We start from the raw sequence: 15,985 nt of genomic DNA, 5'->3' as shown, positions 1-15,985 counted from the left end.
CTGTGCCATAGCTGCACGCAGGCTTCAGGGCGCAGTGGGCAAATTGACGGGAATGTGGAGCTGGTTGCAGGTTTTGTCCATTCTGCCGATGGGCCTGCCGGCCATAGCCTGTTGCCCAGAACAAGCAACGCTCTGGAGAGCAGCATGCACAACAACAAGATCCTTTCTCAGTGGCTAGGCCTGGAGTCGGCCGTCTGCGTGGTCACCGGCGCGGCCGGCGGCATTGGCGCAGCGCTGGCCGCAGCCTTGGTGGAGCAGCAGGCCCACGTGGTGCTGCTTGACCGCGACCTGGACAAATGCCGCGAACTGGCGGCCACCCTGGGGGAACACAGTGCAGGCGAAGTGAGTGCCCTGGCCTGCGACATTGCCGACCCGGCCAGCGTGGAGCAGGCTGCGGCCCAGGTACAGGCGCTGCATGGGCGCTGCGATGTACTGGTCAACAATGCCAGCGTACTGCGCCCCGGTGCGCTGGACACGCTAAGCCTGGATCAATGGAACCAGGTGCTGGCGGTCAACCTCAGTGGCTACCTCTTGTGTGCCCAGGCCTTTGGCCGTTCCATGCTGGACTGCGGCCAGGGCCGTATCGTGCATGTGGCCTCGATTGCAGCGCATTACCCGCAACCCAACAGTGGTGCATACAGCGCGGCGAAGGCAGGCGTCAGCATGCTGTCGCGGCAGATTGCCGTGGAATGGGGGCCACGCGGTGTGCGCAGCAACGCCGTATGCCCGGGCTTGATCCGCACGCCATTGTCGGCGGCGTTCTATGCCGACCCACAGGTGGAGCGCCGGCGTAGCGCCATGACCGCCAACCAGCGCATCGGTGAGCCGCAAGACATTGCCGACGCCGTACTGTTTCTGGCCAGCCGCCGCGCCGACTACATCAACGGCGCCGAGCTGACCGTGGATGGCGGACTGGAAAGCATGCCCATGGCATTGATCCCGCGCCCTGGCTTCGAGGGGGCAGGCCAATGAGTACACGTAGCTGCGATGTACTGGTCATTGGTGCGGGTGCTGGCGGCCTGGCGACAGCCATCACGGCGAAAAAGCTTGGCCTGGATGTGATCGTCATCGAAAAGGAGGCGTGCTTTGGCGGCACCACGGCGTTTTCCGGCGGCGTATTGTGGGTGCCGGGTACCCATCACGGGGGCAATGACAGCCAAGCAGCGGCCATGACCTACCTGCGCAACGAAACCGGTGCCTGCTTCGATGCGGCCGGGGTGGAGGCATTCTTGCGCTACGCGCCGCAGATGGTTGAATTTTTCGAGCGCGAGACGGCAGTCAAATTCGTGCCCACGCTGTACCCCGACTATCACCCTCAGGTGGAAGGCGGCGTCGATGTGGGCCGCTCGATACTGGCCGCACCTTACGACATCCGGGGGTTGGGGCCCGACATGGCGCGGTTGCGCCCGCCGCTGAAGACCATCACCTTCATCGGCATGATGTTCAACTCGTCGAATGCCGACCTCAAGCACTTCTTCAATGTCACCCGTTCATTGACCTCGTTCGCCTACGTGGCCAAACGCCTGCTGACCCATCTGAAGGAGCTGGCCTTGTACCGACGCGGCACCCAGGTCACCAGTGGCAATGCGCTGGCGGCACGGCTGGTACGCTCGGCACTGGACCTGGGCATTCCGATTCTCACAGGTACCCCGGCGCGGCAGTTGTTGCGCGAAGGTGGGCGGGTAGTGGGGGCGGTGACCGGGCAGGCCGGCAGCGAGCAGCGCATCGAGGCCCGGCGCGGGGTGGTACTGGCCTGTGGCGGTTTCTCCCATGACCTGCAACGGCTGCGCCAGGCCTATCCGCATGTACGGCGTGGCGGCGAGCATTTTTCACCGGTGCCAACAGGCAACACCGGCGATGGTGCGCGCATGGCCGAGGCGCTGGGAGCAAAAGTCGATATCTGCCTGCAGGCACCTGCAGCCTGGATGCCGGTGTCGAAGGTGCCGGTGGGTGGTGGGCGGCATATTGCCTTTCCGCATTTGCTCGACCGCTACAAGCCGGGTGTGATCGGCGTGCTGCGTTCGGGGCAGCGATTCACCAACGAGTCGAATGCCTACCACGACGTAGGCGCAGCGCTGATCGAGGCGTGTGCCGACCAGGCAGAAACCGCCATGTGGTTGGTGTGCGACCGCCGCACCCTGGCAAAATACGGGCTGGGCTTTGCCAAGCCTGCGCCGATGCCGCTGGGGCCATTGCTGCGCAACGGTTACCTGCTCAAGGGCCAGACCCTGGCGGAATTGGCCGGCAAGGCCGGTATCGATGCGCAAGGGTTGGAGCAGACTGTGCGCGAGTACAACCTTGGCGCTGTCCATGGCGAAGACCGTCAGTTCGGCCGCGGCAGCACTTGCTTCAATCGCTACCTGGCCGACCCGCAGCAACAACCCAACCCCTGCGTAGCGCCGGTTGGCGAGGGACCGTACTTTGCCGTGAAAGTGATCATGGGCGATCTGGGCACCTTTGACGGGCTGCGCACCCGTGTGACCGGTGAAGTGTTGGCGGCCGACGGGCAAGTCATCGACGGCCTGTATGCGGTGGGTAACGACCGCGTCAGCATCATGGGCGGCAACTACCCCGGGGCGGGTATCACCCTGGGGCCGATCATGACCTTTGCCTACATCACCGGGCGCCATCTGGCGGGTGTCGAGCAGGGGCTGGCGGCGGGCAACGCACGGGAGGTGGCGTGATGGACAAGCCTGTGGTCGACCACCGCATCTACACCATTCGCCCGCGCGGCATGGCGGCCTTTCTCGAGGCGTTCGACCGGCTGGCGATGCCGATCCTGCTGCGCCACCTCGGTGCACCCCTGGCGTTTTACACCAGCAGCATCGGGCCGTTGAACCAGGTGGTGCACTTGTGGGGCTATGACAGCCTCGATGATTTCGAGAAGCGCAGCGCAGCGCGGGATGCCGACCCGGACTTTGCCGCGTACCTGCATGCCACCCGCGACCTGGTGGTGGCCCAGGAAACACGCATCATAAGGCCTGTGCGCTTACCCAGCCTTTTTCACTAGGGCTGCGACAAACACCGTCATAAAAACAACAACAGGTGATACCTATGAACAACACACTCGACGTGCGCCAACTGATCGACCAGCAACCCATCGGCCGTTACCAGAAATGGGTGGTGTTCCTCGGCTTTCTCATCATCGCCCTGGACGGCCTGGACGTCGCCATCATCGGCTTCATTGCCCCGCAACTGAAAAGCGACTGGGGCCTGGATGCGCAAAGCCTGGGCCCGGTATTGAGCGCCGCGTTGATCGGCCTGGCACTCGGCGCCCTGATTGCCGGCCCCTTGGCTGATCGTTACGGACGCAAGGCGGTGTTGCTGTGCAGCGTCCTGCTGTTCGGCCTCTGGACACTGGCCTCGGCCTTTTCACCCAACCTGGAAGCCCTGGTCGCGTTGCGCTTTCTGACTGGCCTGGGCCTGGGCGCAGCCATGCCCAATGCCAGCACCCTGGTCAGCGAGTATGCCCCGGCACGCAGCCGCTCGCTGCTCATTACCCTGGCGTTCTGCGGGTTCTCCCTGGGCGCGGCGGCAGGTGGTTTCGTCAGCGCCTGGATGATTCCGAACCTGGGCTGGCGCAGTGTCTTGGCATTGGGTGGGGTGTTGCCGCTAATGGTCCTGCCGTTGCTGTACTGGCGCCTGCCGGAATCGGTGACGTTTCTGGTCAGCAAGGGAGCGGACCGCAAGCGCATTCTGGCCATTGTCCGTCGCCTGGCACCTGTGCAGGTCAACGCCGACACGACCTTTGTCTTGCCCGGTAAAGCCCAGGCTGCAGGCGGTGCAATCGGCACCATCCTCTCTGCGCGGTATCGCTTTGGTACCTGCATGCTCTGGGGCGGGTACGTGCTGGCGCTGTTCCTGGTCTATCTGTTCAGCGGCTGGTTGCCGACGCTGGTAAAGGAAGGGGGCGGGTTTTCGGTGGCTGAAGCGGCCATCGTCACGGCCTGTTTCCAGATTGGCGGCCCGTTGGGGGCGATTTCGGTGGGGTGGGCCATGGATCGTTACCCGGCGCAGCGCGTGCTGGTCCTGACCTTCCTGTTCAGTGGTGCGGTGATTTTTGCAATAGGTCAGGTTGCTGCGGACTTCGCCTGGTTATGCGCGGTTGCGAGCGCTGTGGGCTTTGGCCTTAACGGGGCAAGTGTTGGCATGAATGCACTGGCGGCGGCTTTTTACCCGACTGAGGCACGGGCGACCGGGGCCAGCTGGATGAGCGGCATCGGGCGCCTGGGTGCGATTCTCAGTGCCTTTGCCGGGGCGCAGATGCTGGCGCTGGGCTGGAGCTTTGCCCAGGTGTTCGCTTCGTTGTTGTTACCCGCAGGGTTGGCGGCTTTGGCGGTATGGTTGCAGGGGCGAAATGCGGCGTTACGGCTTAGCGTTCCAGGCAGCACATCCGGCACCCGGGCTGCAGCGCCTGCAGGGTCGGCTCCCACTCCCTAGCCTTCGGGAACTCACCCCCGATCTGAAGCCATACGCTCGATCAACGCCCACAACGCCGCATCATTGAAATCGTCGATAACCAGCCTGGCGCCCGCCGCCAGCAACCGCTCCGGGGTCTGCGTCGTGGCTACGCCCACGGTGAAGATCCCCGCGCCACTGGCCGCGGCCGTCCCCGGCAATGAGTCCTCGAAGGCCAGCGCTTGCCCGGCCTCGGCACCCAGCCGCTGCAGCCCGGTGAGGTAGGGCAGCGGGTCCGGTTTGGGCCGTGCCAGTTCTTCGGCCACCAGCACATGTTCAAAGTGCTGGCCAAGGCCCATGGCGTTCAGCATGTGCTCGGCGTTCAGCCGCGGTGCGTTGGTCACCACGCACATGCCGATGTCATGGGCCTGGGCATGCTCCAGCAGGCGCAACAGGCCTGGCATTGGCTCAAGCGACGGCGACATCGCGCGAAACAGCGCTTCCTTGCGGTCGGCCAACGCCTGGCACTGTTCGACGCTGGCGCCGTTGAACAGCTCGGCGAACAGCTCGCCGTTGGCGCGGCCGCTGACCTGGGCGTCGAACTGCGCCTGGCTCAGCTCGCGGCCGTCGTGTTCGCGCAGCAGTTGGCGAAAGGCCTGCAGGTGCAGGGTGTCAGTGTCGGTGAGGGTACCGTCAAGGTCGAACAGCAGGGCGGTCAGCATGGGATATCCAGATGAAAAAACACAAGCCAGGGGATCATAACCAAAGCTGACGACGAAGGGGGCTGTTCAGCGTACTCCGAAAAGAGTACAAATGTGCTCCATGGACACTCTTACCCCCAAACGCCGCGCCATTTTCGAATTCATCCGTGAGCGCATTGCCGAGCATGGTCAGCCGCCGAGCCTGGCCGATATCGCCACACGCTTCGGTTTTGCCTCGCGCAGCGTTGCGCGCAAGCACATCACCGCCCTGTGCCAGGCCGGTTACATCGATGTCACGCCAAACCAGGCCCGGGGCATACGCCTGGCCGAACCGCTGCGCCGGCCGGAAATCCTCGAAATACCCGTCCTGGGGCAGGTGGCGGCAGGTGCCCCCATCGGGCCTGACCTGGACATCCACGAGCAGTTGCTGCTCGACCCCAGCCTGTTCCGCCGTACCCCCGACTACCTGCTGAAGGTGCGGGGCGACTCGATGATCGACGACGGCATCTTTGACGGTGACCTGGTCGGCATCCTGCAACAGGCCGACGCCCGCGACGGGCAAATCGTGGTTGCGCGCCTGGACGGCGAAGTGACCATCAAGCGCCTGCAACGCCAAGGCGGTACTTACCGGCTGTTGCCACGCAACCCGGCCTATGCGCCGATCGATGTGCAGCCCGAACAGGACTTTTTCATCGAAGGCGTGTTCTGCGGCTTGCTGAGGCGCGACTGATGGGCGCCGTGGTCGACCTCGACCGGCTGCTGGAGCAGCGCCGGGTATGGCGCGGACGGCAGGCCCAGGCGCGGCCACTCGGGCTGCAGCCCACCGGCCATGCGGCCCTCGACGAACGTTTGCCGGAAGGTGGCTGGCCGGCGGCAGCACTGAGCGAGCTGTTGCTGGCCAACCCCGGCTGTGGCGAATTGCAGTTGCTGTGGCCAACCCTGGCCCGGCTGAGTGAAGACGCCAGCAGAGTGGTGCTGGTGGCTCCACCCTTCATCCCTTATGCACCGGCCTGGCAGGCCGCGGGGGTGGACCTGCGCTGGCTGGTACAGGTGGATGCCGCGCCTGCCGATGCCCTGTGGGCTGCCGAACAGTGCCTGCGCTCGGGCAGTTGCGCGGCGGTGCTGTGCTGGCCGGAACGTGCCGATGACCGCGCCCTGCGGCGCTTGCAGGTAGCGGCCGAAACCGGGCAGGCACTGGCGTTCGCCTGCAGGCCGCAGCAGGCGTCGCACAACCCTTCACCTGCAGCGCTGCGCATTGCAGTCGACACGCGCCCGGCGCAATGGCGCGTGCTGAAAAGCCGTGGTGGCATGCCACCAGCGCTGCCTATACCCTGCCCGGGGCGGGGCTGATGCACCATGCTCTGGGCCTGCATCCTGCTCCCGCAGCTTGCGCTGGACACCGTCCTGCGTGAGCGTGATGACCCTGACACACCCTTGGTGCTGATTGGCGGGCCGACCCAGCGTCGCGTGTTGCAGGCAGTCAACCCGGCGGCCGCTGCACTGGGCCTGAAGGCCGGGCAAACCCTGACCGCAGCGCGTGCCCTGGCCGATGGCTTCACCTGCGTCGAAGCCGACCCCAAACGCATCGATCAGGTGCAACAGCTGCTGGCGGCCTGGGCCTACCGCTTCAGTGCCCAGGTCAGCCTGCATTACCCACGGGCGCTGCTGCTGGAAGTGGGCTCCAGCCTGCAACTGTTCGGGCCCTGGCCCTTGTTCGAGGCGCGTCTGCGTCAGGAACTGGCAGAATTGGGCCTGCGCCAACGCATTGTCCTGGCCAGCAACCCGGTGGCTGCTCGCATGCTCGCCAATGCTCACGATGGCCTGGCCGTGGGCGATGCCGACGCCACCCGAGCGGCGCTGCTTGGCATGCCCATCACGCGCGTCGGCCTGCCGGCAGAGGCGGCCGAAGCGTTTGTCCGCATGGGCTTGCGTCAGCTGGGCCAGGTATTGGCCTTGCCGCGCGATACCTTGGCCAGGCGCTTTGCGGCCCAGGTGCAGCTGCACCTCGACCAGTTGCTCGGCCTGCGCAACCTGGGGCTGGACTTCTACCAGCCACCGGACCGTTTCGAAACCCGGCTGGAACTCAATTTCGACGTCGAGTCGCACCAGGCGCTGTTGTTCCCGCTGCGGCGCATGCTCAACGACCTTGCTGCATTTCTGGCCGGGCGAGACTGTGGCGTGCAGCGCTTCTGCCTGCATCTGGAGCACGCCGAGGGGCCGGATACCCTGCTCAAGGTGGGTTTGCTGGCGGCCGAACGCGATGCTGCGATGCTGTTCGAGCTGGCCCGTGGGCGCCTTGAGCCGCTGCGCATACCCGCACCGGTGCGCAACCTGCGGCTGGTTGCCGAAGACTTGCCACCCTTCGTGCCACAGCATCAGGCGCTGTTCGACCCGCGGGCGCAACAGGCGCAACCCTGGGCGCAATTGCGTGAGCGGCTGCGCGCCCGTCTGGGGGATGAGGCCGTCAAGGGGCTTGCCGCAGCCGCCGATCACCGCCCCGAATGCGCCTGGCAGTTGGCAGAGCAGGGTGCCCAAGGCAACATGCCGATTACCCCGGGCAGTCGCCCGGGGTGGCTGTTGTCGGCTCCGATAGCGCTGGATGACGCCACCTACCAGGTGCAGGGCTACGCCGAGCGCATCGAATCAGGTTGGTGGGATGGCGGCGATGTGCGTCGCGACTACTATCGCATCGAAACCCGTGACGGCTTGCGCGGTTGGGCCTACCGCGACCTGAGCCAGGCCGGCCCGCTTTGGCTGCAGGGTTGGTTCGCATGAACACCCCGGGTTATGCCGAGCTGCATTGCCTTTCCAACTTCAGCTTCCAGCGCGGTGCGTCGAGCGCCGACGAGCTGTTCCGGCGAGCGCGCGAACAGGGCTACCAGGCGTTGGCAATCACTGACGAATGCACCTTGGCCGGTATCGTGCGCGCATGGCAGGCTGCCAAGGTGCACCAGTTGCGGCTGATCGTCGGCAGCGAGGTGCAATTGTCAGACGGGCCCAAGCTGGTGCTGTTGGTCGAAAACCTGACGGGTTACCAGAACCTGTGCGCACTGATCACCCGTGCCCGGCGGCGAGCAGAGAAGGGTAAGTACCAGCTGTTTCGTGATGACCTGCTGCTGCACCATCAAGGCCTGCTGGCGTTGTGGGTGGCCGCTGACAGTGGCGATACCGTTACCGGCGCGTGGCTGCGCAGCCTGTTCGCTGAGCGCCTGTGGCTGGCCGTGCACCTTCACCGGGGCAGTGACGATGCCGTGCGCCTGCAACGGCTGCGGGCACTGGCGGCTGATGTAGGCATTCGCAGCGTGGCCTGTGGCGACGTGCATATGCACGTGCGTGGCCGTCGTGCCTTGCAGGACTGCATGACTGCCATCGGCCAGCATTGCCAGGTGAGCGAGGCCGGGCGCTTTCTGTTTGCCAATGGCGAACGGCACCTGCGCAGCCAGGCGCAACTGGCCGAGTTGTATCCGCTCGACCTGCTGGCCGAGACCCTGGTCATTGCCCAGCGCTGCCAGTTTGACTTGAGCGAACTGAACTACCAGTACCCACGCGAACTGGTGCCCGAGGGACATACCCCGGCAAGCTGGCTGCGCGAACTGTGCGAGCAAGGCATGCCGCTGCGCTGGCCAGACGGGCCAAGTGGCAAGGTACGGGATGTGCTTGCCAAGGAACTGGGGCTGATCGAAGAGCTGGGCTACGAAAGCTACTTCCTGACGGTGCACGACATTGTCGCCTTCGCCCGCAGCCAGCGCATTCTATGCCAGGGCCGAGGGTCGGCAGCCAACTCGGTGGTGTGCTTCGTGCTGGGCATCACCGAGCTTGACCCCATGGAACACCACCTGCTGTTCGAGCGCTTCCTGTCGCGCGAGCGCAACGAGCCGCCGGACATCGACGTGGACTTCGAACACGAGCGGCGCGAGGAGGTGATCCAGTATGTGTTCCGGCGTTATGGCCGGCACCGGGCGGCGCTCACAGCGGTCGTCAACACCTACCATGCCGCCGGTGCGGTGCGTGATGTGGCACGGGTGCTGGGGCTACCCGCCGACCAGGTGGATGCCCTGGCCAAATGCTGTGGCCGCTGGAGCGATCGCATACCCGATGACCAGCGCCTGGCCGAAGCCGGTTTTGAAGCAAGCAGCCCTTCGCTGCGGCGGGTGCTGGTGCTGGCCGGTGAACTGATCGGCTTCCCCCGGCACCTGTCTCAACACCCGGGCGGTTTTGTCATCTCCCAGCAACCGCTCGACCAGCTGGTGCCGGTGGAGAATGCCGCGATGCCGGAGCGCACGGTGATCCAGTGGGACAAGGACGACCTGGACATGGTCGGCCTGCTCAAGGTCGATGTACTGGCACTGGGCATGCTCAGCGCCTTGCGCCGCTGCTTCGACCTGCTGCAACACCACCGTGGCCGGCACCTGACCCTGGCGACCATCCCCAGCGAAGACCCGGCCACCTACGCCATGATCAGCCGTGCCGAGACCATGGGTGTGTTCCAGATCGAGTCGCGCGCGCAAATGGCCATGTTGCCCAGGCTGCGGCCCACCACGTTCTATGACCTGGTCATAGAAGTGGCCATCGTCCGCCCCGGGCCTATCCAGGGCGACATGGTGCACCCGTACCTGCGCCGGCGCCTGAAGCAGGAACCGGTGACGTATCCGTCGCCGCAACTGAAGGAGGTGTTCGAGCGTACCTTGGGCGTGCCGCTGTTCCAGGAGCAGGTGATGGAGCTGGCGATGGTCGCGGCCGACTATACGCCGGGCGAGGCCGACCAGTTGCGCCGCAGCATGGCAGCCTGGAAGCGTCACGGCGGCCTGGAACCGCACCGCGAACGGCTGGTGCAGGGTATGTTGCGCAATGGCTACGCGCTGGCATTTGCCGAGCGCATCTTCGAGCAGATCAAGGGGTTTGGCAGCTATGGCTTCCCTGAGTCGCATGCGGCCAGCTTCGCCTTGCTGTGCTATGCCAGCAGTTGGCTGAAGTGCCATGAGCCGGCGATCTTCACCTGTGCGTTGGTCAACAGTTGGCCGATGGGCTTCTACAGCCCTGACCAGTTGCTGCAAGAGGCTCGCCGCCAAGGTATCGAAGTGCGGCCGGTTGATGTCTGCCACAGCGACTGGGACTGCACCCTGGAGCCTGATGCTGAAGGCACCCTGGCCATTCGCATGGGCTTGCGACTGGTACGTGGCCTGGCCGAAGCCGATGCCCGGCGCCTGCAGCAGGCCAGGGCACAGCGGCCGTGGCGCAACGTCGAAGACCTGTGCCTGCGCGCCGGCCTGGACGCACGGGCCCGTGCCCGCCTGGCTGATGGCGGGGCGCTGCGTGCCTTGGCCAGCGATCGGCACCAGGCGCGCTGGCAGGTGGCTGCGGTGCAGCCGCAGCTGCCATTGTTCGCCGAGGTGCAAGCCTTGCCTGAAGAAACGGTGGTATTGCCGGTGCCAACCGTGGGCGAGGACCTGATGGCCGATTATCAAACCCTCGGCACTACGCTTGGCCCACATCCACTGGCCCTGTTGCGTTCTCGCCTGAGGGCACTGGGGTGTCGCAGCTCCAGTGAGCTGCAAGGGGTTGTGCATGGCGACAACATTGCCGTGGCCGGGCTGGTGGTGGGCCGGCAACGGCCTCAAACCGCCAGCGGTGTGACCTTCGTTACCCTGGAGGACGAACATGGCATGGTCAACGTGGTGGTGTGGCGTGCGCTGGCCGAACGGCAGCGGCGGGCGCTGGTGGGGTCGCAGTTGCTCAAGGTCAGTGGGCGGCTGGAGCAGGAGAATGGGGTGCGGCACCTGATTGCGCGGCGGTTGGAGGATGTGAGTCCGCTGTTGCAAGGGCTGGATGTGCGCAGTCGTGATTTCCACTGACCCCCAACGCTCGGTACTTGCGCGATTCCCTGTGGGTGCGGGCGAGCCCGCGAAGCAGCCACCGCGTTGCAGGGCACCGGCCTTGCCGGTGTTCGCGGGCATGCCCGCGCCCACGGAGGTCGTCTACTGGGCCAGCTTGTGCTCGCCTACACCATCGCCAACCGCTGCTTGCGCGTCGGTGCAGGGAACGCCCGGTCGATCGCCCGCAGGTCTTCACCGGTCAAGGTCAGCGCTCCCGCCGCCGCATTGAGCCGCACGTGCTCGGGCGCCACCGCCTTGGGGATGGCGATCACGCCGTCATCGCGGGTCACCCAGGCCAGGCTGACCTGGGCCGGTGTGGCGCCATGGCGCTCGGCGATTTCCGCCAGTACCGGGTGCTGCAACAAGCGCCCGGCCTGGGCCAGCGGGCAGTAGGCCATGGTTGGCAAGCCACGTTTTTCGCACCACGGTAGCAAGTCGAATTCGATGCCACGCTGGGCCGGGTTGTACAACACCTGGTTGGTGGCACAATCAGGGTTATGCAGTTCGCGCAGGTCGTCGACGTCGAAGTTGGACACGCCCCAGCGCTTGATCTTGCCTTGTTCGCGCAAGCGCTCGAAACCTTCGACGGTTTCCTCCAGCGGGTGCTGACCACGCCAGTGCAGCAGGTACAAGTCGATGCAGTCAGTAGCCAGGCGGGTGAGGCTGCGTTCGCAGGCAGCCGCCATGCCGCGCAGACCGGCGTTGTGCGGGTACACCTTGCTGACCAGAAATACCTGGTCGCGGCGCCCGGCAATGGCTTGGCCAACGACCGCTTCTGCCCCCCCTTCGGCATACATCTCGGCGGTGTCGATCAGGTTCAGGCCCAGCTCGATGCCCTGTTGCAACGCCGCGACTTCGGCAGCCCTGCGGCCTGGGTCTTCGCCCATGTACCAGGTGCCTTGGCCGATCGCTGGAACGCTCGTGCCTGCCAGATTTACGTAACGCATGTCACCTCCGGGATCCGGGTATTGGAAAGAAGAACCTCAAGCAGTGCTTGCGCTGCGGTGGAAAGCTTGTGCTCGCTGAGGGCAATCACGCCGATGCGCCGCTCGACAGTGGGCTCGACCAAGGTTACGCAGCGGGCACCCAGCTCCTGCATCTGGTTGATGCACAGCGCCGGCACGGCACTCACCCCCAGGCCGCTGGCAACCATGCGGCCGATGGTCGTCAGCTGGTGGCTTTCGAACGCGACTGCCAGCTTGCCGTGGCGGGCCGCCACATGCTGCTCCATCAGCAGGCGCACCGCCGAAGGGCGTTGCAGGGCCACGAAATCTTCGGCCATCAGCTGCGCCCAGCTGACCTGGGGCAGCAGTGCCAAGGGCGAGTCGGCGGCCACCACCGCAACGAAGCGGTCCATGTACAACGGGTGGAAGGCCAGCCCATCGATGTTATCCGGCTCGAAGCCGATGCCCAGTTCGACGCGGCGATGGCGTACCAGTTCCTGTACCTGTTCGTTGATCACGTCGTGCACCGTGACGTTGACTTTGGGGTAGCGCTGGCGAAACACCTTGAGCGAATGGGGCAACAGGTTGCCGGCAAAAGCCGGCATGGCCGCCACCGATACACGGCCCAATTGCAGGGTGAAGCGCTGGCGCAGCATCTCTTCGGTGTCGTCCCAGTCGGCCAGCAGGCGGCGTGCCAGTGGCAGCAGCACTTCGCCTTCGGCAGTGAGGCTGACGCTGCGCGTGGTGCGGCTGAGCAGGGCGCCGCCGAGGTTTTCTTCCAGTGCCTTGATGGTCAGGCTCAGTGCTGGTTGCGAAACGTGCAGGTGTTCACCGGCCTGGGCGAAGCTCTGGTACTTGGCCACGGCGACAAAGGCGCGCAGTTGTTTGACGTTCATGTCGGGCCTGTCGTTTGTTTTATAAAAATTATCAATCGATGACGAAAACAAAATTAACAAATCAGTCGCTTGCGGTGAAGATGTCTGCACACGCTCACCGACAGCCTCGTCGGTTAAACAACTACAAAAGGCGGATCAGCATGGCCGGACTGGACAAGCGCGTTGCAACCTATGAACAGGCCCTCGAAGGCCTGACCGACAACATGACGGTACTGGCCGGTGGTTTCGGCTTGTGCGGCATCCCGGAAAACCTTATCAGCGAGATCAAGCGGCGTGGCGTCAAGGGCCTGACCGTGGTTTCCAACAACTGCGGCGTTGACGGTTTTGGTCTGGGCGTGTTGCTGGAAGACCGGCAGATTCGCAAGATGATTGCCTCCTACGTGGGCGAAAACGCCGAGTTCGAACGCCAGTTGCTCAGTGGCGAGCTGGAAGTGGAGCTGACCCCGCAGGGCACCCTCGCCGAAAAAATGCGCGCAGGTGGTGCCGGCATTCCGGCGTTCTATACCGCCACCGGCTATGGCACCCCGGTTGCCGACGGCAAGGAAGTCCGCGAGTTCAAGGGCCGCAAGTACATCCTGGAAGAATCCATCACCGGTGACTTCGCCATCGTAAAGGGCTGGAAGGCCGACCACTACGGCAACGTGGTGTACCGCAACACTGCGCAAAACTTCAACCCGCTGGCGGCTACCGCCGGCAAGATCACCGTGGTCGAAGTGGAAGAAATCGTCGAACCCGGCGTGCTGCTGCCCAGCGAAATCCACACCCCGGGCATCTACGTGGACCGTGTCATCGTCGGCACCTTCGAAAAGCGTATCGAAAAGCGCACCGTCAAGGCCTGAGCGCCATCCACCCGAACAATAAAGAGATCCTGACCATGGCACTGACCCGCGAACAGATGGCGCAACGCGTTGCCCGTGAACTGAAGGACGGTTACTACGTCAACCTGGGCATCGGCATCCCCACCTTGGTGGCCAACTATGTACCCGCCGACATGGATGTGATGCTGCAATCGGAAAACGGCCTGCTCGGCATGGGCGAATTCCCGACCGAAAGCACCCTCGATGCCGACATGATCAATGCCGGCAAGCAAACGGTCACCGCCCGCCGCGGTGCCTCGATTTTCGATTCGGCACAATCGTTCGCCATGATCCGTGGTGGCCACGTCGACCTGACCGTACTGGGGGCTTTCGAGGTGGACGTGCAGGGCAATATCGCCTCGTGGATGATTCCGGGCAAACTGGTCAAGGGCATGGGCGGGGCCATGGACCTGGTGGCCGGCGCCGACAACATCATCGTCACCATGACCCACGCCTCCAAGGACGGCGAGTCCAAGTTGCTGCCACAGTGCAGCCTGCCGCTGACCGGTGCGGGCTGCATCCGCAAGGTGCTGACCGACCTGGCCTACCTGGAAATCGAAGACGGCGCCTTCATCCTGCGCGAGACCGCGCCAGGAGTCAGTGTCGAGGAAATCATCGAGAAAACCGCCGGCAAACTGATCGTGCCGGATGACGTCAAGGAAATGACCTTCTAAGGCATGACGTGATCTCACCTGTAGGAGCGGGTTTAGCCGCGAATGCGTCGGTACATTGACCGCCGCATTCGCGGCTAAACCCGTTCCCACAGGTTTTTCGCGTTGCCTGGCAATACCGCTTCACCTCATAAAACCAATAAAAGGAATGCCACTGTGGCCGCTGAAATCCAAGACAGCCGCTCCGCGCGCTTTGCCTTGCGCTGCTCCAACTGGGCTGAACGCTGGTTCCCCGACTCCTGGGTGTTCGCCGCGCTGGCGGTGCTGCTGGTGTGTATCGGCGCACTGGCCATGGGCGCCAAACCGACCGACACCGCCAAGGCTTTTGGCGACGGTTTCTGGAGCCTGATACCGTTCACCATGCAGATGGCCTTTGTGGTCATCGGCGGTTATGTGGTGGCCAGCTCGCCGCCCGCCGCCAGGCTGATCGATCGCCTGGCGCGCATCCCTGGCAATGGGCGTTCGGCAGTGTGCTGGGTAGCACTGATCTCGATGCTGGCATCCTTGCTCAACTGGGGGCTGTCGCTGGTGTTTGGAGGCTTGTTGGTACGCGCCCTGGCGAGGCGCACCGACCTGAAGATGGACTACCGCGCCGCAGGTGCCGCCGCTTACCTGGGCCTGGGTGCGGTGTGGGCGCTGGGCCTGTCCTCCTCGGCGGCGCAGCTACAGGCCAACCCGGCCAGCCTGCCACCTTCAATCCTGTCGATAACCGGGGTGATCCCGTTTACCGAAACCATCTTTCTCTGGCAGTCCGGCGTGATGTTGGCGGCACTGGTGGTGGTCTCGCTGGTGATCGCCTATGCCACCGCTCCAGGGCCGAACAGCGCACGTAGCGCCGAAGACTGCGGTGTCGACCCCAGCTTCACAGCGCCGCCCGCGCCGCAACGCACGCGCCCGGGGGAGTGGCTGGAACACAGCCCGATCCTGATCCTGCTGTTGGTGGCCTTGGCTGCTGGCTGGCTGTACCAGGAGTTTGCGACAAAACCTGCAATTACCGCCATCTCGGGGCTCAACACCTACAACCTGTTGTTCATCATGCTCGGGGCTTTGCTGCACTGGCGCCCGCGCAGCTTTCTTGACGCGGTGGCGCGTGCGGTGCCGACCACCACGGGTGTGCTGATCCAGTTCCCGCTGTATGGTTCGATCGCCGCTATTCTCACCCAGGTGAAGGGCGTCGATGAACAGACGCTGGCCCACCATATTTCACTGTTTTTCACCCAGATTGCGACCCATGACACGTATGCCGTGCTGATGGGGGTGTATTCGGCGGTGCTGGGCTTCTTCATCCCTTCAGGCGGCGGCAAGTGGATCATCGAGGCCCCTTACGTGATGCTGGTGGCCAACGACCTGCAGTACCACCTGGGGTGGGCCGTGCAGATCTACAACGCGGCCGAAGCCTTGCCGAACCTGATCAACCCGTTCTACATGCTGCCGCTGCTGGGCGTGCTGGGGCTCAAGGCGCGCGACCTGATCGGTTTCTCGTTCGTGCAATTGCTGGTGCATGTGCCGTTGGTGCTGGTGTTGCTGTGGGCGCTGGGTTCAACGCTGCAGTACGTGCCGCCCGTGATGCCTTGATTCAACGCCCCTGGAGGCTTGGCGTCAGCTTTCAGACGCGTATCATGGCTGCCTCAGCCTGGGAAACCCG

The 15,985-nt window shown here is 64.4% G+C and carries 14 protein-coding genes; 11 read left to right on the top strand and 3 right to left on the bottom strand.

The window, feature by feature from the left end; genetic code table 11:
- Nucleotides 1-144: 144 nt before the first annotated feature.
- Genes LVS58_RS12610 through LVS58_RS12595 form a run of 4 tightly spaced genes read left to right on the top strand, consistent with a single transcriptional unit; the run spans nucleotide 145 to nucleotide 4,440 of the window.
- Nucleotides 145-972, top strand: a complete 828-nt coding sequence (locus tag LVS58_RS12610) for an SDR family NAD(P)-dependent oxidoreductase (protein ID WP_233691360.1) — start codon at nucleotides 145-147, stop codon at nucleotides 970-972.
- Complete coding sequence (locus LVS58_RS12605; protein WP_233691359.1) at nucleotides 969-2,684, top strand: FAD-dependent oxidoreductase; 1,716 nt, start codon at nucleotides 969-971, stop codon at nucleotides 2,682-2,684. The genes LVS58_RS12610 and LVS58_RS12605 overlap by 4 nt, the downstream gene beginning before the upstream one ends.
- Entirely contained in the window at nucleotides 2,684-3,010 is a 327-nt protein-coding gene (locus LVS58_RS12600) for an NIPSNAP family protein (protein ID WP_233691358.1), read from the top strand. The genes LVS58_RS12605 and LVS58_RS12600 overlap by 1 nt, the downstream gene beginning before the upstream one ends.
- 44 nt (nucleotides 3,011-3,054) lie before the next feature.
- Complete coding sequence (locus LVS58_RS12595; protein ID WP_233691357.1) at nucleotides 3,055-4,440, top strand: MFS transporter; 1,386 nt, start codon at nucleotides 3,055-3,057, stop codon at nucleotides 4,438-4,440.
- 11 nt (nucleotides 4,441-4,451) lie between these two features.
- Here the strand turns inward: LVS58_RS12595 and LVS58_RS12590 are convergent, their stop codons facing one another.
- Nucleotides 4,452-5,120 (bottom strand): HAD family hydrolase, encoded by a 669-nt coding sequence (locus LVS58_RS12590; protein WP_233691356.1) that lies wholly within the window; start codon nucleotides 5,118-5,120, stop codon nucleotides 4,452-4,454.
- A gap of 91 nt (nucleotides 5,121-5,211) precedes the next feature.
- Between LVS58_RS12590 and lexA the strand changes: the two genes are divergently transcribed.
- The 4 genes from lexA to LVS58_RS12570 are packed head-to-tail and all read left to right on the top strand — an operon-like array spanning nucleotide 5,212 to nucleotide 10,951.
- Nucleotides 5,212-5,829, top strand: a complete 618-nt coding sequence (gene lexA / locus LVS58_RS12585; RefSeq protein ID WP_012052394.1) for a transcriptional repressor LexA — start codon at nucleotides 5,212-5,214, stop codon at nucleotides 5,827-5,829.
- Nucleotides 5,829-6,449 (top strand): translesion DNA synthesis-associated protein ImuA, encoded by a 621-nt coding sequence (gene imuA / locus LVS58_RS12580; RefSeq protein ID WP_233691355.1) that lies wholly within the window; start codon nucleotides 5,829-5,831, stop codon nucleotides 6,447-6,449. The genes lexA and imuA overlap by 1 nt, the downstream gene beginning before the upstream one ends.
- Before the next feature lie 6 nt (nucleotides 6,450-6,455).
- Nucleotides 6,456-7,874, top strand: a complete 1,419-nt coding sequence (locus tag LVS58_RS12575; protein WP_233691354.1) for a Y-family DNA polymerase — start codon at nucleotides 6,456-6,458, stop codon at nucleotides 7,872-7,874.
- Nucleotides 7,871-10,951 (top strand): error-prone DNA polymerase, encoded by a 3,081-nt coding sequence (locus LVS58_RS12570; RefSeq protein WP_233691353.1) that lies wholly within the window; start codon nucleotides 7,871-7,873, stop codon nucleotides 10,949-10,951. The genes LVS58_RS12575 and LVS58_RS12570 overlap by 4 nt, the downstream gene beginning before the upstream one ends.
- A gap of 146 nt (nucleotides 10,952-11,097) precedes the next feature.
- Here the strand turns inward: LVS58_RS12570 and LVS58_RS12565 are convergent, their stop codons facing one another.
- Together LVS58_RS12565 and LVS58_RS12560 are read right to left on the bottom strand one after the other, a co-directional pair.
- Complete coding sequence (locus tag LVS58_RS12565) at nucleotides 11,098-11,919, bottom strand: aldo/keto reductase (protein ID WP_233691352.1); 822 nt, start codon at nucleotides 11,917-11,919, stop codon at nucleotides 11,098-11,100.
- On the bottom strand, nucleotides 11,907-12,812 hold the full coding sequence (locus LVS58_RS12560) for a LysR family transcriptional regulator (RefSeq protein WP_233691351.1): 906 nt from the start codon (nucleotides 12,810-12,812) through the stop codon (nucleotides 11,907-11,909). The genes LVS58_RS12565 and LVS58_RS12560 overlap by 13 nt, the downstream gene beginning before the upstream one ends.
- Nucleotides 12,813-12,952: 140 nt before the next feature.
- On the opposite strand from LVS58_RS12560, the gene LVS58_RS12555 reads away from it, so the two are divergent.
- The 3 genes from LVS58_RS12555 (at nucleotide 12,953) to LVS58_RS12545 (ending at nucleotide 15,915) form a co-directional block, all read left to right on the top strand.
- Nucleotides 12,953-13,651, top strand: coding sequence for a CoA transferase subunit A (locus LVS58_RS12555; RefSeq protein ID WP_004374230.1), 699 nt, complete (start codon nucleotides 12,953-12,955; stop codon nucleotides 13,649-13,651).
- A 35-nt stretch (nucleotides 13,652-13,686) separates the two neighbouring features.
- Nucleotides 13,687-14,343 (top strand): CoA transferase subunit B, encoded by a 657-nt coding sequence (locus LVS58_RS12550; protein ID WP_004576290.1) that lies wholly within the window; start codon nucleotides 13,687-13,689, stop codon nucleotides 14,341-14,343.
- 153 nt (nucleotides 14,344-14,496) lie between these two features.
- Nucleotides 14,497-15,915: a short-chain fatty acid transporter gene (locus tag LVS58_RS12545; protein ID WP_233691350.1), complete on the top strand. Its 1,419-nt coding sequence runs from the start codon at nucleotides 14,497-14,499 to the stop codon at nucleotides 15,913-15,915.
- Nucleotides 15,916-15,985: the final 70 nt, after the last annotated feature.

The organism is Pseudomonas sp. JR33AA, assembly GCF_021378985.1.
Lineage (GTDB): Bacteria > Pseudomonadota > Gammaproteobacteria > Pseudomonadales > Pseudomonadaceae > Aquipseudomonas > Aquipseudomonas alloputida.
This window is presented reverse-complemented; position numbering and strand designations above follow the sequence as displayed.

What these genes read in the sequence shown, in the direction of transcription:
- LVS58_RS12575 (WP_233691354.1), top strand. Translation starts at nt 6,456, where the DNA reads ATGCTCTGGGCCTGCATCCTGCTCCCGCAGCTTGCGCTGGACACCGTC.
- LVS58_RS12560 (WP_233691351.1), bottom strand. Translation starts at nt 12,812, where the DNA reads ATGAACGTCAAACAACTGCGCGCCTTTGTCGCCGTGGCCAAGTACCAG.
- LVS58_RS12595 (WP_233691357.1), top strand. Translation starts at nt 3,055, where the DNA reads ATGAACAACACACTCGACGTGCGCCAACTGATCGACCAGCAACCCATC.
- LVS58_RS12550 (WP_004576290.1), top strand. Translation starts at nt 13,687, where the DNA reads ATGGCACTGACCCGCGAACAGATGGCGCAACGCGTTGCCCGTGAACTG.
- LVS58_RS12610 (WP_233691360.1), top strand. Translation starts at nt 145, where the DNA reads ATGCACAACAACAAGATCCTTTCTCAGTGGCTAGGCCTGGAGTCGGCC.
- LVS58_RS12590 (WP_233691356.1), bottom strand. Translation starts at nt 5,120, where the DNA reads ATGCTGACCGCCCTGCTGTTCGACCTTGACGGTACCCTCACCGACACT.
- LVS58_RS12565 (WP_233691352.1), bottom strand. Translation starts at nt 11,919, where the DNA reads ATGCGTTACGTAAATCTGGCAGGCACGAGCGTTCCAGCGATCGGCCAA.
- lexA (WP_012052394.1), top strand. Translation starts at nt 5,212, where the DNA reads ATGTGCTCCATGGACACTCTTACCCCCAAACGCCGCGCCATTTTCGAA.
- LVS58_RS12600 (WP_233691358.1), top strand. Translation starts at nt 2,684, where the DNA reads ATGGACAAGCCTGTGGTCGACCACCGCATCTACACCATTCGCCCGCGC.
- LVS58_RS12605 (WP_233691359.1), top strand. Translation starts at nt 969, where the DNA reads ATGAGTACACGTAGCTGCGATGTACTGGTCATTGGTGCGGGTGCTGGC.
- imuA (WP_233691355.1), top strand. Translation starts at nt 5,829, where the DNA reads ATGGGCGCCGTGGTCGACCTCGACCGGCTGCTGGAGCAGCGCCGGGTA.
- LVS58_RS12570 (WP_233691353.1), top strand. Translation starts at nt 7,871, where the DNA reads ATGAACACCCCGGGTTATGCCGAGCTGCATTGCCTTTCCAACTTCAGC.
- LVS58_RS12555 (WP_004374230.1), top strand. Translation starts at nt 12,953, where the DNA reads ATGGCCGGACTGGACAAGCGCGTTGCAACCTATGAACAGGCCCTCGAA.